This window comes from Anoxybacillus sp. ST70, assembly GCF_019553625.1.
GTDB lineage: Bacteria > Bacillota > Bacilli > Bacillales > Anoxybacillaceae > Anoxybacillus > Anoxybacillus gonensis.
On the sequence record NZ_JAHZOF010000007.1, the window covers coordinates 42926 to 59870 of the forward strand.

At 41.7% G+C, this 16945-nt stretch carries 14 protein-coding genes; 7 read left to right on the forward strand and 7 right to left on the reverse strand.

Annotation, left to right across the window (positions count from 1 at the left end):
* Position 1: 1 nt before the first annotated feature.
* The 5 genes from K1I43_RS10355 to K1I43_RS10375 form a co-directional block, all read right to left on the reverse strand.
* Positions 2-1057 (reverse strand): ABC transporter ATP-binding protein, encoded by a 1056-nt coding sequence (locus K1I43_RS10355; protein ID WP_019416480.1) that lies wholly within the window; start codon positions 1055-1057, stop codon positions 2-4.
* Positions 1058-1127: 70 nt separating this feature from the next.
* Positions 1128-2222, reverse strand: coding sequence for a Ger(x)C family spore germination protein (locus K1I43_RS10360; protein ID WP_220382662.1), 1095 nt, complete (start codon positions 2220-2222; stop codon positions 1128-1130).
* Positions 2219-3319 (reverse strand): GerAB/ArcD/ProY family transporter, encoded by a 1101-nt coding sequence (locus K1I43_RS10365; protein WP_019416478.1) that lies wholly within the window; start codon positions 3317-3319, stop codon positions 2219-2221. The genes K1I43_RS10360 and K1I43_RS10365 overlap by 4 nt, the downstream gene beginning before the upstream one ends.
* A 9-nt stretch (positions 3320-3328) precedes the next feature.
* Positions 3329-4798: a spore germination protein gene (locus tag K1I43_RS10370; RefSeq protein ID WP_019416477.1), complete on the reverse strand. Its 1470-nt coding sequence runs from the start codon at positions 4796-4798 to the stop codon at positions 3329-3331.
* A complete protein-coding gene (locus K1I43_RS10375; protein ID WP_019416476.1) occupies positions 4795-6309 on the reverse strand; it encodes an FAD-dependent oxidoreductase in 1515 nt (504 codons plus the stop codon). The genes K1I43_RS10370 and K1I43_RS10375 overlap by 4 nt, the downstream gene beginning before the upstream one ends.
* A gap of 140 nt (positions 6310-6449) precedes the next feature.
* Between K1I43_RS10375 and K1I43_RS10380 the strand changes: the two genes are divergently transcribed.
* The 6 genes from K1I43_RS10380 (at position 6450) to pgmB (ending at position 12782) form a co-directional block, all read left to right on the forward strand.
* Positions 6450-7742, forward strand: coding sequence for an ATP-binding protein (locus tag K1I43_RS10380; RefSeq protein WP_136260330.1), 1293 nt, complete (start codon positions 6450-6452; stop codon positions 7740-7742).
* Positions 7743-7832: 90 nt separating this feature from the next.
* Complete coding sequence (locus tag K1I43_RS10385) at positions 7833-8060, forward strand: hypothetical protein (RefSeq protein ID WP_009361037.1); 228 nt, start codon at positions 7833-7835, stop codon at positions 8058-8060.
* 176 nt (positions 8061-8236) lie between these two features.
* A complete protein-coding gene (adhE, locus tag K1I43_RS10390; RefSeq protein WP_009361036.1) occupies positions 8237-10840 on the forward strand; it encodes a bifunctional acetaldehyde-CoA/alcohol dehydrogenase in 2604 nt (867 codons plus the stop codon).
* A gap of 80 nt (positions 10841-10920) precedes the next feature.
* Entirely contained in the window at positions 10921-11400 is a 480-nt protein-coding gene (gene ybaK, locus K1I43_RS10395) for a Cys-tRNA(Pro) deacylase (protein WP_009361035.1), read from the forward strand.
* A 16-nt stretch (positions 11401-11416) separates the two neighbouring features.
* Positions 11417-12124, forward strand: coding sequence for a TrmH family RNA methyltransferase (locus tag K1I43_RS10400; protein WP_026011440.1), 708 nt, complete (start codon positions 11417-11419; stop codon positions 12122-12124).
* Positions 12117-12782, forward strand: coding sequence for a beta-phosphoglucomutase (gene pgmB, locus K1I43_RS10405; RefSeq protein ID WP_019416472.1), 666 nt, complete (start codon positions 12117-12119; stop codon positions 12780-12782). Before K1I43_RS10400 ends, pgmB begins: the two co-directional genes overlap by 8 nt.
* Positions 12783-12790: 8 nt before the next feature.
* Here pgmB and pflA read toward each other — a convergent pair whose 3' ends face one another.
* Positions 12791-13519 carry a pyruvate formate-lyase-activating protein gene (pflA, locus tag K1I43_RS10410; RefSeq protein WP_019416471.1) on the reverse strand — a complete coding sequence of 243 codons (729 nt, stop codon included), beginning with the start codon at positions 13517-13519 and terminating at the stop codon, positions 12791-12793.
* A gap of 48 nt (positions 13520-13567) precedes the next feature.
* Positions 13568-15796, reverse strand: a complete 2229-nt coding sequence (pflB, locus tag K1I43_RS10415; RefSeq protein WP_370628355.1) for a formate C-acetyltransferase — start codon at positions 15794-15796, stop codon at positions 13568-13570.
* 299 nt (positions 15797-16095) lie between these two features.
* Between pflB and K1I43_RS10420 the strand changes: the two genes are divergently transcribed.
* Complete coding sequence (locus K1I43_RS10420) at positions 16096-16896, forward strand: basic amino acid ABC transporter substrate-binding protein (RefSeq protein WP_019416470.1); 801 nt, start codon at positions 16096-16098, stop codon at positions 16894-16896.
* The last annotated feature ends 49 nt before the right edge of the window (positions 16897-16945 follow it).

The following is a 16945-nucleotide window of genomic DNA, read 5'->3' on the forward strand; positions in this document are numbered from 1 at the left end:
GTTACTCCCCTCCGCTCTGCTTCATGACATGGATCGCTTCCGGTTCAAAATGAAGGCCAATTTCTTCTCCGATTTCCGCCTTTTTTGTTGAGTGAACAAGCCACTCGTTCCCATATGCATCATAACAACAAAGCTCGTAATGAACACCACGGAATAAAACGGAATCGACGCGCACGCGCAATTTGCCTCGTTCAACAGTTGTTAATTCTAAATCTTCAGGACGAATGACAATATCTACCCGTTCATTTTTTGCAAAACCGTGATCGACGCACGTAAATTGTTGATTTGCAAATTCTACAACAAAATCGTCAATCATCGTGCCAGCAATGATGTTTGACTCCCCGATAAAATCAGCGACGAAGCGGTTGACAGGCTCATCATAAATATCTTTTGGTGTACCGCGTTGCTCAATTTTTCCTTTATTCAATACAAAAATTTCATCTGACATCGCAAGTGCTTCTTCTTGATCGTGAGTGACGAAAATAAATGTAATGCCAAGTCTTCGTTGTAGTTCGCGCAACTCATATTGCATTTCTGTTCTCAATTTTAAATCAAGTGCAGAAAGCGGTTCATCTAACAACAAAACTTCCGGCTCGTTGACGATCGCGCGGGCGATGGCGACACGTTGTCGTTGTCCACCTGACATTTCATGAATCGCACGTTGTTCGTACCCTTCTAAGTTGACGAAACGAAGCGCTTCCTTTACTTTTCGTTCGATATTTGCCATGGGCATTTTTTTAATGCGCAAGCCAAACGCGACGTTTTCAAACACGTTTAAGTGAGGAAAAAGAGCGTAATCTTGGAACACCGTATTCACTTGCCGTTTATTTGCTGGAACGTTGTTTATTCGTTTTCCATGGAAATAAATATCGCCTTTCGTCGGTTCGATAAAACCAGCGATTAAGCGAAGGATGGTCGTTTTTCCGCAACCGGACGGACCGAGAAGCGTATAAAATTTTCCTCGCTCGATTTCAAAACTAACATCATCGAGCACAGGAAGATCATCATCGTATTGTTTTGTCACATGGTCAAAGCGAATAATGACGCGATCGTCCATATTGTTTTTCCCACCTCATTTAGCTATTTTTAAATTCATTATGAACGATCGGTTTATATTGGGCAACTTTTTATTGAAGGACACCGTAGCTAATGATTTCAACGGTTGGATGAATATCGATCTTTGCTTTCGCAAAAGCTTTCGGCCAGCTTTTTTGTTTTTGAAACGGTTTGTATTCGTAAGCGCGGGCATACAAACCAAATCCGACTGGATCGACTTCGTACTTTTGCATTTTTTTGACGATGCTCTCCAGCTGTTTTTGTATTTCCTTTGCAAGCCATTTCTCGACTTTTTTCTTTTCTTTTTTCATATCGATATATGTCGTTGACTCCGTGACGATTACGCCGAGCTTCATACGAACGTCAAAATGGAACACCCCATTTCGAAATGACGGTTTATATGAAAAATCACCATGTTCAACCGAAATGCTTACGTATTCATTTTGTTTAGTCAATTCTTTCGTTTGAAACGTAAGCGATGTAGCAGGTTTAACATTTTTTTTCAATATCGCAAAATACGGGCTCTCTTTTTGGGAAAGGCTACCGACATATTTTCGTTGTCGATTAAATAAAGCAATGCCACCTGCTACTAAATCCCCTTTATGCACCTTTAAAATGGGGGCGAATGGAGTTTGGGCACGATCGAGCGATGAACGTCGAAAATCAAGCATATTAATTTTTGTCGTTTGTTTACTTACATGTGCCGTTAATATGACATCGCGAATAGCGACAGATAAACGCGGTTTATCGTCAAGACGAACGAACATTAAATCTTTTAACGGACCATCAAAAATGATAAAATTCGCTGTTGTTGAATTTTTCGGATCGCGATAAAACACATCCAAATAGGAAAACATGTCGTGTTTTTTCGCGAACGTTTTACTGACGATAATGTTTTGCGCTTTTCCACCAACAATTTTTCCAGACGCAAACGCGTTTGCTTTTGACCGTCCGTCGCGCGGCGTCATTCCAACTGTACGAATGACTTCGTAAATGTTTTTAGACTCTTTATTAAACACAGGGCTAATCGAGTAAACGAGTAACTTTCCATCTTTCCCCTCATCTAAACCGACCGTTAATACAAGTGTCAATTCGTCAAGTTGTGTTTTCATTCCACATCCACTAGCTATAAAAAAGCAAACGATGACATATATACACTTTTTCATTTGTTTTTCCCTCCTTGAAACCATCGTGCAATGGAGGTGTAAATAAATAAACCGATAGGGAAAAAGTACGCTCCCCATAAACCGTATCTTTCCCACCACGAACCCATCGTTTGAATATGGGAATACGATGGGTTGTATAAAAACGACGTGAAAATAAATATACAAACAGCAACGAGTAATACGATCGTATGATCCTTTTTTCCAATGAGTTGACTAATGCCAAAAACAGTTGTGAAAATATAGGGGATGCCTGTCGTTGACATCACGAACAAATAAAACGATAAAAAAATCACTTCAAACCGTTCGATAAACGAAAATTCGATCGTTTTAAGCAGCGACAACGTCGGCCAAATAAGCGAAGGTGTTTCGTCTGGGCTAAAAAAAATAAAACATGTGATCGTAATGAGCAAAAATGTAAAAGCCGAGATGCTGTTGGCGATGACCATCGCTTTTACCGCATGCTTTTTTTCTTTTAAAAACGGGTAAAACACGAACGCTAATTCAAATCCTAAAAAAGATAAAACCGTCGTTTTCACCGCTTGAATAATTGGAGCCCATCCTTCCTTGAGCATAGGGAGCATATGCAAAATTGTTCCTTTTTGTAACGGCACAGCAATAAGAATAGGCATCCAAAGCGTTAAATAAAAGACAACTTCAGCATAACGCCCAAGTACACGCACACCATTTCGTGTAATGAAAAAGCCAGGGAGCATAAATAACATCATAATGAGATAGTTTGGTGTGTTTGGTAAAACCCATACTTGTGTAATATGAATAGAGGTAAAAACGACGGTGATTGACGCTAATAAAGCGTAAGCGACAAAAGCAAGATGAAGAAACGTCCCAAATATACGGCCGAAGTAGCGACGAGAAAGATCAAAAATCGTGTCTTGTTCATGCTTTTCCATCGTTTTTATAATGATCGTACTTGCGATGATCGAAATGATCCAGCCCATGACAATGGCGATCCATCCATCTGTATTGGCAATATCGGCAAGTTGGGCTGGAAGCGATAAAATGCCAATGCCGACTTGTGTACCTGAAATAAGAAAAATATATTGCATCGTTGTTATTTCGTTAAATTGATATCGTTTCATACCCACCACTTATTTACGAAATTTTTTTTGTCTCGTCAGTTGCGTTGGACGGGCGGATAATGGGCGCGTGCGCATCATCCAAAGCGGGAAGCGCAAAAGTGTATCTTTCCAATCGCGCAACCGCGCAGGAGCAAACGGACTTCCTGCAGGTGTGCCGAGCGACTCTAATGAAATCAAATGGCCGATAATAAGCATGAACCCGATAACCATACCGACTAAACCAAATAAAGAAGCGGCAATCATCATTGGAAAACGCAATAAACGAATCGACTCGGACATATCTGGGTTCGGAATAATAAACGATGCAATGGCTGTCAACGAGACGATGACGACCATAATGTTGCTGACGATGCCGGCTTCAACGGCTGCTTGTCCAATGACGACACCGCCAACGATGCCGACCGTTTGTCCGATCGGTGCAGGTAAACGCAACCCCGCTTCACGTAACATTTCAATCGCAAGTTCCATTAAAACGGCTTCTAAAAGCGGTGGAAGCGGGACGCGTTCGCGCGATTCGCCAACGGTTAGCAATAAATTGAGCGGAATAATTTCGTAATGAAACGAAAGTGCTGCGATGTAAGCCGATGGTAAAAAGATCGCCATAAAAAAGGCAAGCAAGCGCAACAGTCGCAAAAACGAGGCAATCATCCAACGTGTACTGTAATCATCAACGGTTTGGAAAAACGTAATAAACGTCATCGGACCAATCATGACGCTAGGCGAGCGGTCAACAACGATAACGATGCGCCCTTGTAATAAGTTGCTGACCGCAGCATCTGGTCGTTCCGTCAACAAAAATTGCGGAAACGGTGAAAACGGATTATCTTCAATATGTTGCATCAACTCCCCGGTATTGACGATCGTATCGACATCAACTTGTTCAATCCGATCTTTCAACTCTTGCAGCACTTCTGGATGAGCGATGTCTTCTAAGTACAATAATACGACAGGGGTATGTCCGCGTCTGCCGACGGTCGTTTCTTCAATTTTTAATTGTTGGTGTGGCAAATAACGACGAATTAACGCGATATTTTTTTCACACGTTTCAATAAAACCTTGGTGCGACCCTTTAAGCGATGATTCAATTTGCGGCTCTGCGATCGCGCGTTGCGGCCATCCTTGCGTATCCAACAACAATACATGGTCGTCGCCGTCTAAGAATAGTGCGGTTTCCCCTTGAAACACCCGTTGAAAGACATGTTCCCATTTTGTCGTATATGATTTTGAGCCGATTGGCAATTGAATATCAGCAATCGTGTGAATTTGTTTCGTTTCAAATAAAAGCGGATCAATAATGTTATTGTTAATCGAGTTTTTATCAACGAGCGTGTTGAGATAAATAAGCAACGCTCGTCTTTTTGGTTCCCCAATAAATAGATGACAATATATGAGATCAGGCGTTTTTGAAAAATAATCACGCAACGTTTGTTCGTTCATATCGAGCGAGTGCGTGACGGTTTGTTGTATTCCGTTCATCATTCATCCCCTTTAAGCTGTTGAAGTGGTTCGATAGCTGGTCCTTCTAGCACTTTTCCAGTAAAACAGAAGCGTGAACCGTGGCATGGGCAGTCCCATGACCGTTCACTATTGTTCCATTCCAGTTCGCAACCCATATGCGTACACGTTGTATCGACGACATACAGCGTGCCTTGTTCGTCGCGGTAGGCACCTGCCCGTTTTCCGTCTACATTGACAACGGCTCCTTCCCCTTTCGATATGTCGCGAGGGGTACGAAGGGCATATTCCAGTTTTCCGGTTAAAAAATGTTTAGCGACATCGATGCCCTCAGTGAACAAATTGTTTAGTGACGGGTCAGCGATAAATCGTGACGGAGTAAATAAATGCGCGTAACGATGTTCTTTTTGTAACGCTAAATGTGTCAAAAGACGAGCTGCGACCATACTTGTCGTCATCCCCCATTTTCGATATCCTGTCGCGACAAGAATGTGCGGAAGACTTTTGCGAATCGGACCGATGTATGGAAGATTGTCTAACGTGACGAGATCTTGCGCCGACCAACGATATAGCACATGTGATAGTCCGAACGTATGTTCACAAAACGATTGTAACGCTTCATAGTGGTGAATCATGTTGATTCCTTGTCCGACTTTATGCGACTCGCCGCCAACGAAAAGAAGTGTTTTTCCGTCCATCGTTGTACAGCGCAGCGACCGCTTTGGTTCATTTGCGCTTAAATACATGCCTTGCAATCGTTCGTGAGCTTCGACTGCAATGACATAAGATCGCTCTGCATGCAAGCGTGCAAAGTAAAAAGCAGGGTCAAAAAACGGAAAGTGGGTACAAATGACAACAGTGTCACAAGTGATCGTTGCTCCATTTTTCGTTTGTACAATCGGCTGCGTCGTTGTCTCAATATGTTGTGCAACAGTTTGTTCGTAAAAAGATGCCCCGTATTTTACAGCAAGCTCGACTAATGTTTTTATATAATGGAGCGGATGAAATTGCGCTTGGTTTCGCATCATGACTGCACCTTGGATAGAGAAAGGAAGCGACAGTTGATCGACATATGCCCCATCGATGCCGAGCGTTTCATACGCTTTCCATTCCGCCTCAAGCTTATGTAATTGCGTTTCTTCGGTTGTATATACGTATGCATCTTCTAGCGATACGTCGCAATGAATATTGTGTTCTTTTACGATATGCAAAATCGATTGCAACGCTTCTTTGTTTGCTTCGTAATATTGCCGAGCGCTATCTTCACCGAAGTGGGCAATCAGTTCATGATAAATGAGATCATGCTGGGCAGTTATTTTTGCGGTCGTATGCCCTGTTGTGCCGTGACATAGCCGGTCTGCTTCGATGACGGCGACACGCACTCCTTGTTTAGCGAGCAAATAAGCCGTTGTAATGCCTGTTATTCCTCCACCAATAATCGCTACATCCGTTTCAATCGGTTGCGTCAAAGATGGAAAAGACGGAAGCGTTGTTGTTTGTAGCCAATACGATTGAGATAACTTTGGTAAAGACATGTTTTTGTTCCTCCATACCCATGTTTTTCTTAATTTTCCCCAAATCGAAAAGTTTATGATGAACATTTGCAAAGATGATAAAATGGAAATAGACGAGTATAGAAACGTTTTTATAACATAACGTAAGAGGGAGATTGAAAGTGAATAAAGATGCAAACATTCGTTTACAAGATAACGTGGTGTTAGAACATTATGGGCTTAATGAGTTGCATTTAGAATCTGTTCGTCATTATCGCGAGCAATTTGCAAAAGCAAAGCCAAACCATCCGTGGAACGGGTTAGAAACGAAAGATTTTTTATATAAAATTGGGGCATGGGGAAAAATACGAGATACAAACAAAGAAGGGCTCACATTAGCAGGGCTCCTTATGTTTAGTGAAGAGCGAATGATTACAGAAGTTTTACCACAATACTTTTTAGAATATCGCGAATATGATGATCATGCGGTGCATTGGACAAACCGCTTTACTTCACAAGACGGAACGTGGTCGGGAAATATTTATGATTTTTATTTTAAAGTGATGAACGAGCTCAAAGATGTATCTACATTTGAAAAAGAAGCGGTGCATGAAGCGCTTATCAACGCGATTGTCCATGCCGATTATAATGGCGATGGAGGCATTATTGTTGAACGGCAGCAATCATATATACAATTTTCTAATCCAGGGCTTTTCGGCATTCCTTTAGAACAAGCATATAGCGGCGGGATTAGCCATTTGCGCAATCCGAATATGTTTAAAATGTTTATTTACATTCAGTTTTGTAAACGTGCTGGAGTCGGTTTAAAAACAATAGAGACGATTTGCTCACAACAACTCGCTGTCGAGCAATATGATTTTCAAAAACGAACGGTCGTTACATTGCCTATTGTGTCCTTCTCAGAAAGACATGAACATATAGAGGAGATCGAGGCAGTAAGTGATTGGACGGACGATGTGCCATTGTCGGACTCCGTAAATAAAGAAGAAAACTCCTATAATATCGAGCAAAACTCCGTTAATAACGAGATTAAGTCCGTAAATAACGAACCAGACTCCTTAAATAGTGAAGTTTACTCCTTAAATAAAGGGCTTAACTTCATAAATAACGAGGACAACTCCATAAATAAAGAAGAAAACTCCGTAAATATCCCATCCGACTCCGTAAATAAAGTGGATGAGGAAGAAGAAATAAATGTCGATCAGGAGTTATGGAACATTGCTGAAATTGCACGTAAGAAAAAAAGGCTTGCACCGACCAAAATGGAAGAAATCATTTTGCAACTATGCGCTCATCGACCGTTAATGTTAAAACAATTAGCGTATTTACTAGATCGGACGCCAGACGGTTTACGAAACAACTATTTAGGAAAGTTATTAGCAGAAGGAAAAATGCGCTTAAAGTATCCAGAACAACCAAATCACCCAAAACAAGCATATATGACGAATAAATAATATTCATGATTTGTTCAATATTTCACAAACTATAATCGACAAAAGAATGTTACAATGATGGTAACAAAAGAAAAGTTGAGGTGACAGAAGATGCTTGTATGCGAATGGAGAAACTTTTCAACAGATGCGGAAACATATACACTAGAGATATTTGAAGAAATGATTGGCGATGAATTTGAAGCGATGATGTTTGAAGATGATCAAGAAATTCCTTCTTATATATGGACAGTAAACTATGTTGTCATTGTGAAACGAAATACGCGCATGTACAACGATATTTCGTTTACGAAAATCCCACGCAATCCAGTGTGTGAGTAACCGTCTTTTTTAACAAAAGACGGTTCTCTTCTAAAAATAATTGCTCAACATTTCACAAAGTTGACACACACGAAAGTGATTCCTTTCGTTATAATGTAAATGTGAAAACAATCACATTTTATTTTTTTTAATTATCTTGTGAAAAGTTTCACAAGAACAATATAGGAGGGTCTTATATGGCTATTGATGAAAAAGTATTAGACCAAAAGAAAGAAGTTACAAAAATGATTGATACGCTTGTGGCTAATGCGCAAAAGGCGTTAAAAGCGTTTCGCGATTACGATCAAGAAACGATCGATCATATCGTCAAACAAATGGCGTTAGCTGGGCTTGATAAACATATGTATTTAGCAAAATTAGCGATTGAAGAAACAAAACGTGGCGTGTATGAAGATAAAATTATTAAAAACATTTTTGCGACAGAATACATTTACCATAACATTAAATACGATAAAACGGTTGGCGTCATCCGCGAAAATGAACAAGAAGGCATCATTGAAATTGCCGAGCCTGTTGGGGTGATCGCTGGGGTTACACCGGTAACAAACCCAACATCAACAACGATGTTTAAGGCGCTTATTTCAATCAAAACGCGCAACCCAATCATTTTTGCGTTCCACCCATCTGCGCAAAAATGTAGCAGTGAAGCAGCACGTATTTTACGCGATGCAGCCATTGCAGCTGGCGCGCCAGAACATTGTATTCAATGGATCGAAACGCCTTCTGTTGAAGCGACTCAACAATTAATGCATCATCCTGGCGTTTCGCTTATTCTTGCGACAGGTGGAGCAGGCATGGTTAAAGCGGCATATAGCTCAGGAAAGCCAGCATTAGGGGTTGGACCTGGTAACGTGCCTTGCTATATTGAGAAAACTGCAAATATAAAACGTGCCGTGAACGATCTCATTCTATCAAAAACGTTTGACAACGGTATGATTTGTGCGTCTGAACAAGCGGTTATTATTGATAAAGAAATTTATGATGCCGTGAAAAATGAGATGATCGCAAACAAATGTTACTTCTTAAATGAAGAAGAAAAGAAAAAAGTTGAAAAGCTTGTCATTAATGAGAATACGTGCGCAGTCAATCCGAATATCGTCGGTAAACCAGCATATGAAATTGCGAAAATGGCAGGCGTTGATGTACCTGTTGATACGAAAATTCTTGTAGCAGAACTAAAAAGCGTTGGTCCGCAAGAGCCGCTTTCTCGTGAAAAATTAAGCCCGGTATTGGCGTGCTATAAGGTGAATAGTACAGAAGAAGGTTTAAAACGAGCAGAAGAAATGCTTGAATTCGGTGGACTTGGCCACTCGGCTGTCATTCATTCAGAAAATCAAGAAGTCATTCTTGAATTCGGTAAGCGAATGAAAGCAGGACGGATCATTTCGAATGCCCCATCTTCACAAGGAGCGATCGGTGATATTTACAACGCATACATTCCGTCATTGACGCTCGGTTGCGGCACATTCGGTGGCAACTCTGTTTCGACAAACGTTGGGGCGACACATTTAATTAACATTAAAAAATTAGCGAGAAGGAATGTAAACATGCAATGGTTTAAAGTTCCGCCAAAAATTTATTTTGAAAAACATGCGACACAATATTTAGCGAAAATGCCAAACATCTCACGTGCCTTTATCGTTACAGACCCAGGCATGGTGAAGCTCGGCTATGTTGATAAAGTGTTGTACTATTTACGCAAACGCCCAGATTATGTGCATTGCGAAATTTTCTCAGAAGTTGAGCCAGATCCATCGATTGAAACCGTCATGAAAGGTGCCGATATGATGCATGCGTTCCAACCAGACGTCATCATTGCTCTTGGCGGTGGTTCGGCGATGGATGCGGCGAAAGCGATGTGGTTGTTCTATGAACATCCGAATACAGACTTCAATGGGTTAAAACAGAAGTTTTTAGATATTCGTAAGCGTGTATTTAAATATCCAAAACTCGGTCAAAAAGCGCAATTTGTCGCGATTCCAACAACGTCTGGTACAGGTTCAGAAGTGACATCGTTTGCGGTCATTACAGATAAGAAAAATAACGTCAAATATCCGCTTGCTGATTATGAGTTAACACCAGATGTCGCCATCGTTGACCCGCAATTTGTTATGACGATGCCAAAACATATTACAGCGGATACAGGTATGGACGTATTAACACATGCCATTGAGGCGTACGTATCGAACATGGCGAACGACTATACAGACGGATTAGCGCTAAAAGCAATTCAGCTCGTTTTTGAATACTTGCCACGCGCATACAAAAACGGCAACGATGAAGTAGCACGCGAAAAAATGCACAACGCATCAACCATTGCTGGTATGGCATTTGCGAACGCCTTTTTAGGCATTAACCATAGTTTAGCGCATAAACTTGGGGCAGAATTCCATATTCCACACGGACGTGCAAATACGATTTTAATGCCGCATGTCATTCGTTACAACGCGCAAAAACCGAAGAAATTTACAGCGTTTCCGAAGTACGAACATTTCGTAGCTGACGAACGTTATGCTCAAATTGCGCGCTTGCTCGGCTTGCCAGCAAGAACGACAGAAGAAGGAGTAGAAAGCCTCGTTCAAGCGATCATTAAGCTTGCAAAAGAACTTGATATGCCATTAAGCATCGCGGCAACAGGCGTCAGCAAAGAAGCATTCGAAAGCAAAGTTGACCAACTCGCTGAATTAGCTTTCGAAGATCAATGTACAACAGCTAATCCAAAATTGCCATTAGTCAGCGACCTTGCCGACATTTATCGCCAAGCGTATAAGGGAGTGTAAGATGATTTAGGGACGTCCGATGGAGGATGTCCCTTCTTTTTGTTTATGGTACACTAATAGAGGAAAGCGAGGGACGGATCATGAAGCAAGCGAAGACGAACGCTGTGCGCATGCTTGATCGCGCACGTGTGCCATATGAACTGTTCACTTATGACTATACAGATGGACAAATTGATGGAATATCGGTTGCGAAAAAAATTGGGCAACGTGAAGAAATGGTATATAAAACGCTTGTGACAAAAGGGGCGAGCGGACAACTTTACGTATTCGTCATCCCTGTCGCAGCGGAGTTGCATGTAAAAAAAGCAGCGGCTGTTGTTGGAGAAAAAAGTGTGCATATGTTGCCTGTGGCAGATATTGAAAAAATGACAGGGTATGTGCGTGGCGGTTGTTCGCCAATTGGAATGAAAAAGATGTATGACACGTATGTTGACGAATCCGCTCTTGCGCACGAGCAAATCATTGTGAGCGCAGGGAAAATTGGCATGCAAATGAAACTTTCTGTTCAAGATTTATTAAAGCTGACAAATGGAAAAACGGCACATGTCGTCAAAGAGTAGAAAGGAGAATTTTCGCATGCGAATGATCAAAGAGGAAGAACGACACATCGAAGAAGGACTGTTAGATGATGACAATCGGTTGCTTGCGGAAATGATTTTGCCAAGCCGCTTAAAGCGCATGTATGATGTGCTAAGTGCACGAACAAGGTATATTACCATTTTGACGGAAGCGGTAGACGACCCGCACAATCAGGCAGCGGTATTGCGTTCGGCGGAGGCATTTGGCATTCAAGACGTTCATGTCGTCACCGGAGTGGCTCGGTTTGAGCCAAACAAATGGGTGACGCGACATGCGGACAAATGGTTAACAGTGCATAAACATTCATCGATTGAACGGGCGATTCGCCATCTCCAACAAAACGGCTACCAAGTATATGCAAGCTATCTCGGGGAAGGAACGATTCCGCTTGAACAAATTGACGTATCGAAACCGACGGTGCTTTTGTTTGGAAATGAGCATCGTGGGGTATCAGAAGAAGCGCTTGCTTTAGCGGACGGAAAGTTTATCATTCCGATGAACGGATTTGTGCAAAGTTTTAATATTTCTGTCGCGGCAGCGATTTCCCTTTATGAAATCACGAAGCGAGCGAAACAAGTGGCAGGCGAGCAGTATCATTTATCGCTAGCAGAAAAGAAAGAAATATACGAACATTGGATGAAGCTTTCGCTTAGCCCACGGCTAAGAAAAATGGTGGAAAGTAAAATGGGAGGACGCAATGATTGAAGCGGTGATTTTTGATTTAGATGGCGTCATTGCTGATACCGTTGAGCTGTATTATATCGCGACAAAACGTGTCGCGGATGAAATTGGTGTACCGTTTGATCGACAGCTCAATCAAAAGCTACAAGGCATGAGCAGACAGGCGATGGTTGAGGCGCTTCTCGGTGAAAAGGCGCATGAATGGTCGGAGGAAGAGAAGCGAGCTCTTGGTGACCTTCGCGGTCAATATTATCGCGAGTTGATCGAGCAATTGTCGCCAAGTGACGTGTTGCCGGGAATGATGGAGCTTCTTTGCGACATTCAGCGCGACGGTGTTCCGATGGCACTTGCATCGTCAAGCTCAAACGCACATGTCGTTGTCGAACGGCTCAACGTGCGCTCTTTTTTCGATGTCATTGTTGATGTCAAAACGATTACGCGCATGAAGCCAGATCCGGAAATTTTTTTAACAGCTGCGAGACAGCTTCGTGTCGACCCATCCCATTGTGTCGCTATTGAAGACGGGGAAGCGGGAATGAAAGCGATCAAACAGGCAAATATGTTTTCAGTCGGCATCGGAGTGCATTTAGCCTCGCTGTCTCCCGATTGGCTCGTTCAACGGACAACGCAATTGACATGGGACGAGTTAAAAAAGCGATTTATGCAAAAAGCTGGTCAATGACGACCAGCTTATTTTGCACCTAATATTTCCTTGGCCTTTTCGACAAGTTCTTCTGATGGCGTCGGGATGCCTTCAAGTGGATATGTGAGTCCAAGTGCTTTCCATTTGTATACACCGAGTTGATGATACGGAAGAACTTCAATTTTTTCGACGTTGTGCAACGTACGAATGAAGTCAGCTAAGCGATGTAAATCTTCTTCATCGTCTGTGACGGTTGGAACGAGCACATGGCGAATCCAGACAGGCACGTTTCGTTCTGATAATAGACGTGCAAACGCTAAAATATGTTCATTCGTTTTTCCTGTTAGTTTACGATGTTTTTTTTCATCAATATGTTTTAAATCAAGCAAAATTAAATCTGTGTATTGAAGCAATTCATTTAACTTTTGTTGAAATGACGGTTCCGTCGTATAACATCCGCCAGACGAATCAATCGTTGTATGAATGCCAAGCTGTTTACAACGGCGAAATAGCTCAATTAAAAAATCGATTTGTAAAAGCGGTTCTCCGCCACTGACCGTTATTCCGCCGCCAGATGCTTGCATAAAAGGCAAGTACGTCTGGGCATCAGCAATTATTTCATCAACAGACATTTGTTTTCCTTTGCCAATCTCCCACGTATCTGCGTTGTGACAATATTGGCAGCGCAACAAACAGCCTTGAGTAAAAATGACGTAACGAATGCCGGGGCCATCCACCGTTCCGCACGATTCGATTGAATGAATAAATCCGTTCATGTTGTTTCCTCCTAGGTAGAAAGCTCCCACGATGCGTGGGAGCTTCCATTACATTGTTTCATGGAACGTCCGATTAATGACGTCAATTTGTTGTTCACGTGTTAATTTAATAAAGTTGACCGCATAACCTGATACGCGAATAGTCAATTGCGGATATTTTTCAGGATGTTCCATCGCGTCAAGTAATGTGTCGCGGTTAAAGACGTTGACGTTTAAGTGATGACCGCGTTTTTGCGCATATCCATCTAAAATCGCCACAAGGTTTTGAATGCGTGTCGCTTCATCTTTACCGAGCGCTTTTGGTACGATCGAGAACGTGTTTGAAATGCCGTCTAATGCATATTCATACGGTAATTTTGCGACAGAGCTTAACGATGCAAGCGCTCCTTTTGTATCGCGACCGTGTAATGGATTCGCACCAGGTGCGAACGGTTCACCAGCGCGACGACCATCTGGTGTATTTCCTGTCTTTTTACCGTATACAACGTTTGATGTGATCGTTAAGATGGATGTCGTATGTTTCGAGTCGCGGTACGTTTTATGTTTGCGCAATTTTGTCATAAAGCGTTCAACAATATCGACCGCAATCGCATCAACGCGATCATCGTTATTGCCGTATTTCGGGAAGTCGCCTTCAATTTCAAAGTCGACAGCTAAGCCATTTTCATCACGAATCGTTTTTACTTTCGCATATTTAATCGCACTTAATGAGTCAGCGACAACGGACAACCCAGCGATACCAGTTGCCATCGTGCGCAAAATGTGCGTATCGTGAAGCGCCATTTCGATTCGTTCATAACAATATTTATCATGCATGTAATGGATGACGTTTAATGTATTAATATACAATTCTGCTAGCCATTCCATGACGTTGTCAAATTTGCGCATCACTTCATCGTAGTCTAAGTATTCAGATGTGATTGGCGCAAATTCTGGGCCGATTTGTACTTTTAATTTTTCATCCACCCCGCCGTTAATCGCATATAATAATGCTTTTGCAAGGTTTGCACGCGCGCCGAAAAATTGCATTTGCTTGCCGATTCGCATCGCGGATACGCAGCATGCGATACCGTAGTCATCACCGAACTCAGGTCGCATTAAATCGTCATTTTCATATTGAATGGAGCTTGTTTGAATCGACATTTTCGCGCAATATTTCTTAAACGCTTCTGGCAACTGTGTTGACCAAAGCACCGTTAAGTTTGGTTCTGGCGCCGGGCCTAAGTTATCGAGTGTATGCAAGAAGCGGAATGAGTTTTTCGTCACAAGCGGACGACCATCAATCGCGACACCGCCAATGGATTCTGTGACCCATGTTGGGTCGCCGCTAAATAACTCGTTGTATTCTGGCGTTCTGGCAAATTTGACGAGACGCAATTTCATGACGAAATGGTCAACAAGTTCTTGCGCTTCGCGTTCTGTTAATGTTCCTTCTTGCAAGTCGCGTTCAATATAAATATCTAAAAATGTAGAGACGCGGCCTAAACTCATGGCTGCACCGTTTTGTTCTTTAATCGCCGCAAGGTAAGCGAAATATAGCCATTGGAACGCTTCGTGTGCATTGCGCGCTGGTTTAGAAATATCGTAGCCGTAACTTGCAGCCATTTCTTTTAATTCTTGAAGGGCGCGAATTTGTTCAGCTAATTCTTCACGAAGACGAATGATGTCTTCACTCATTGTACGCGCACCTGTGTTGCGTAAATCTTTTTTCTTCTCTTCAATTAAGCGATCAACACCGTATAAGGCCACGCGACGATAGTCACCGATAATGCGACCGCGTCCATATGCGTCAGGAAGCCCTGTAATGATTCCTGCTTTGCGCGCCGCTTTCATTTCGTCCGTATATACGTCAAATACGCCTTGGTTATGCGTTTTACGATATTGAGTGAAAATTTTCTTTACTTCATCGCTTACTTGGTAGCCGTACGCTTCGCATGCTTGCTCGGCCATGCGAATACCGCCAAATGGCATAAGCGCCCGTTTAAACGGTTCGTCTGTTTGGAAACCGACGACTTTTTCAAGTTCTTTATTCAAATAGCCAGGTCCGTGCGACGTAATGGTCGATACGATTTCCGTATCCATGTTGAGAACGCCGCCTTTTTCGCGTTCTAGTTTCGAAAGTTCCATCACTTGTTCCCAAAGTTTTTTCGTCGCTTCCGTCGGACCTTGTAAAAACGATTCATCCCCTGTGTAAACGGTTACGTTATTTAAAATAAAATCGCGAACGTCAATTTCTTTTTTCCATTTATCACCTTTAAACGTTCTCCAAGCGTCCATTAACGCTTCATGTACAGTCAGTAGCGCCATTATAATCTCCTCCCATTCATTCAGGATAATAAAAATATCCCCTATATAAAGAATACTACTTTTTAACAAGGTGAGGAGCATAAAGGATTGAAAAATTTGTGAAAAGTTGATCAAAAACATTTTTTAAAATAAAGATTTTTCCAAAAATTATTTTTATAAAATTTGTTGCATAAAAACAAAAAAGCTGATAATATGTGAAACATGAGGAGCATAACATGTTTATACACAAGCATTTATTATTTTACAGCAAATAGTAAGGGGGAATAACAATGGTGAAAAAAGGAATGATTGCAACGCTTGTCTTTATGCTTATGTTTGCGCTTGTTGGATGTGGTAGTTCGACAGAAAAAACGGCGACAACAGAAAAGAAAATTACTGTCGTCACAGATGCGGCGTTTGCCCCATTTGAATACATGGATAAAGGGGAAATTGTCGGTTTTGATGTCGATTTATTAAAAGCTGTCATGAAAGAAGCTGGACTAGAATATGAATTAAAAAACATCGGTTGGGATCCATTGTTTGCGGCTATTCAAGGGAAAACAGCGGATATGGCCGTTTCAGGAATTACAATTAACGATGATCGGAAACAAACGTATGACTTTTCTATTCCGTACTTTGAATCGACACATATGATTCTTGTTAAAGAAGGAAGTTCGATTAAAAGCGCGAAAGATTTACAAGGAAAAGTTGTCGGCGTCCAAAACGGTACAACTGGACAAGAAGCGGTTGAGAAGATTTTAGGAAAAGAGAATAAAAATATTAAAAAGTTTGAGAATACGGTCGTTGCGATTATGGACTTATTAAACGGTGGTGTGGAAGCCGTTGTCACAGATAATGCCGTCGCCAACGAATACGTAAAAAATAATCCAGATGCTAAAATTGTAGCGTTCGAAGACCCAGAACATTTTGAATCTGAATTTTACGGCTTTATGTTCCCGAAAGGAAGCGAGTTAAAACAAAAAGTAGACGAAGCGTTGAAAAAAGTCATCGAAAATGGCACGTACACAGAAATTTACAAAAAATGGTTTGGTGCAGAACCGAATATTGAATCATTACAACAACAGCAATAACGTTGATGTAAAAATTGCGTAACTTTAGACAGTTACGCAATTTTTACAA

Coding starts and splice junctions, on each gene's coding strand:
- K1I43_RS10375 (WP_019416476.1), bottom strand. CDS start 6,309: ATGTCTTTACCAAAGTTATCTCAATCGTATTGGCTACAAACAACAACG.
- K1I43_RS10420 (WP_019416470.1), top strand. CDS start 16,096: ATGGTGAAAAAAGGAATGATTGCAACGCTTGTCTTTATGCTTATGTTT.
- pflA (WP_019416471.1), bottom strand. CDS start 13,519: ATGAACGGATTTATTCATTCAATCGAATCGTGCGGAACGGTGGATGGC.
- K1I43_RS10385 (WP_009361037.1), top strand. CDS start 7,833: ATGCTTGTATGCGAATGGAGAAACTTTTCAACAGATGCGGAAACATAT.
- K1I43_RS10355 (WP_019416480.1), bottom strand. CDS start 1,057: ATGGACGATCGCGTCATTATTCGCTTTGACCATGTGACAAAACAATAC.
- adhE (WP_009361036.1), top strand. CDS start 8,237: ATGGCTATTGATGAAAAAGTATTAGACCAAAAGAAAGAAGTTACAAAA.
- pflB (WP_370628355.1), bottom strand. CDS start 15,796: ATGGACGCTTGGAGAACGTTTAAAGGTGATAAATGGAAAAAAGAAATT.
- K1I43_RS10400 (WP_026011440.1), top strand. CDS start 11,417: ATGCGAATGATCAAAGAGGAAGAACGACACATCGAAGAAGGACTGTTA.
- ybaK (WP_009361035.1), top strand. CDS start 10,921: ATGAAGCAAGCGAAGACGAACGCTGTGCGCATGCTTGATCGCGCACGT.
- K1I43_RS10370 (WP_019416477.1), bottom strand. CDS start 4,798: ATGATGAACGGAATACAACAAACCGTCACGCACTCGCTCGATATGAAC.
- K1I43_RS10360 (WP_220382662.1), bottom strand. CDS start 2,222: ATGAAAAAGTGTATATATGTCATCGTTTGCTTTTTTATAGCTAGTGGA.
- pgmB (WP_019416472.1), top strand. CDS start 12,117: ATGATTGAAGCGGTGATTTTTGATTTAGATGGCGTCATTGCTGATACC.
- K1I43_RS10365 (WP_019416478.1), bottom strand. CDS start 3,319: ATGAAACGATATCAATTTAACGAAATAACAACGATGCAATATATTTTT.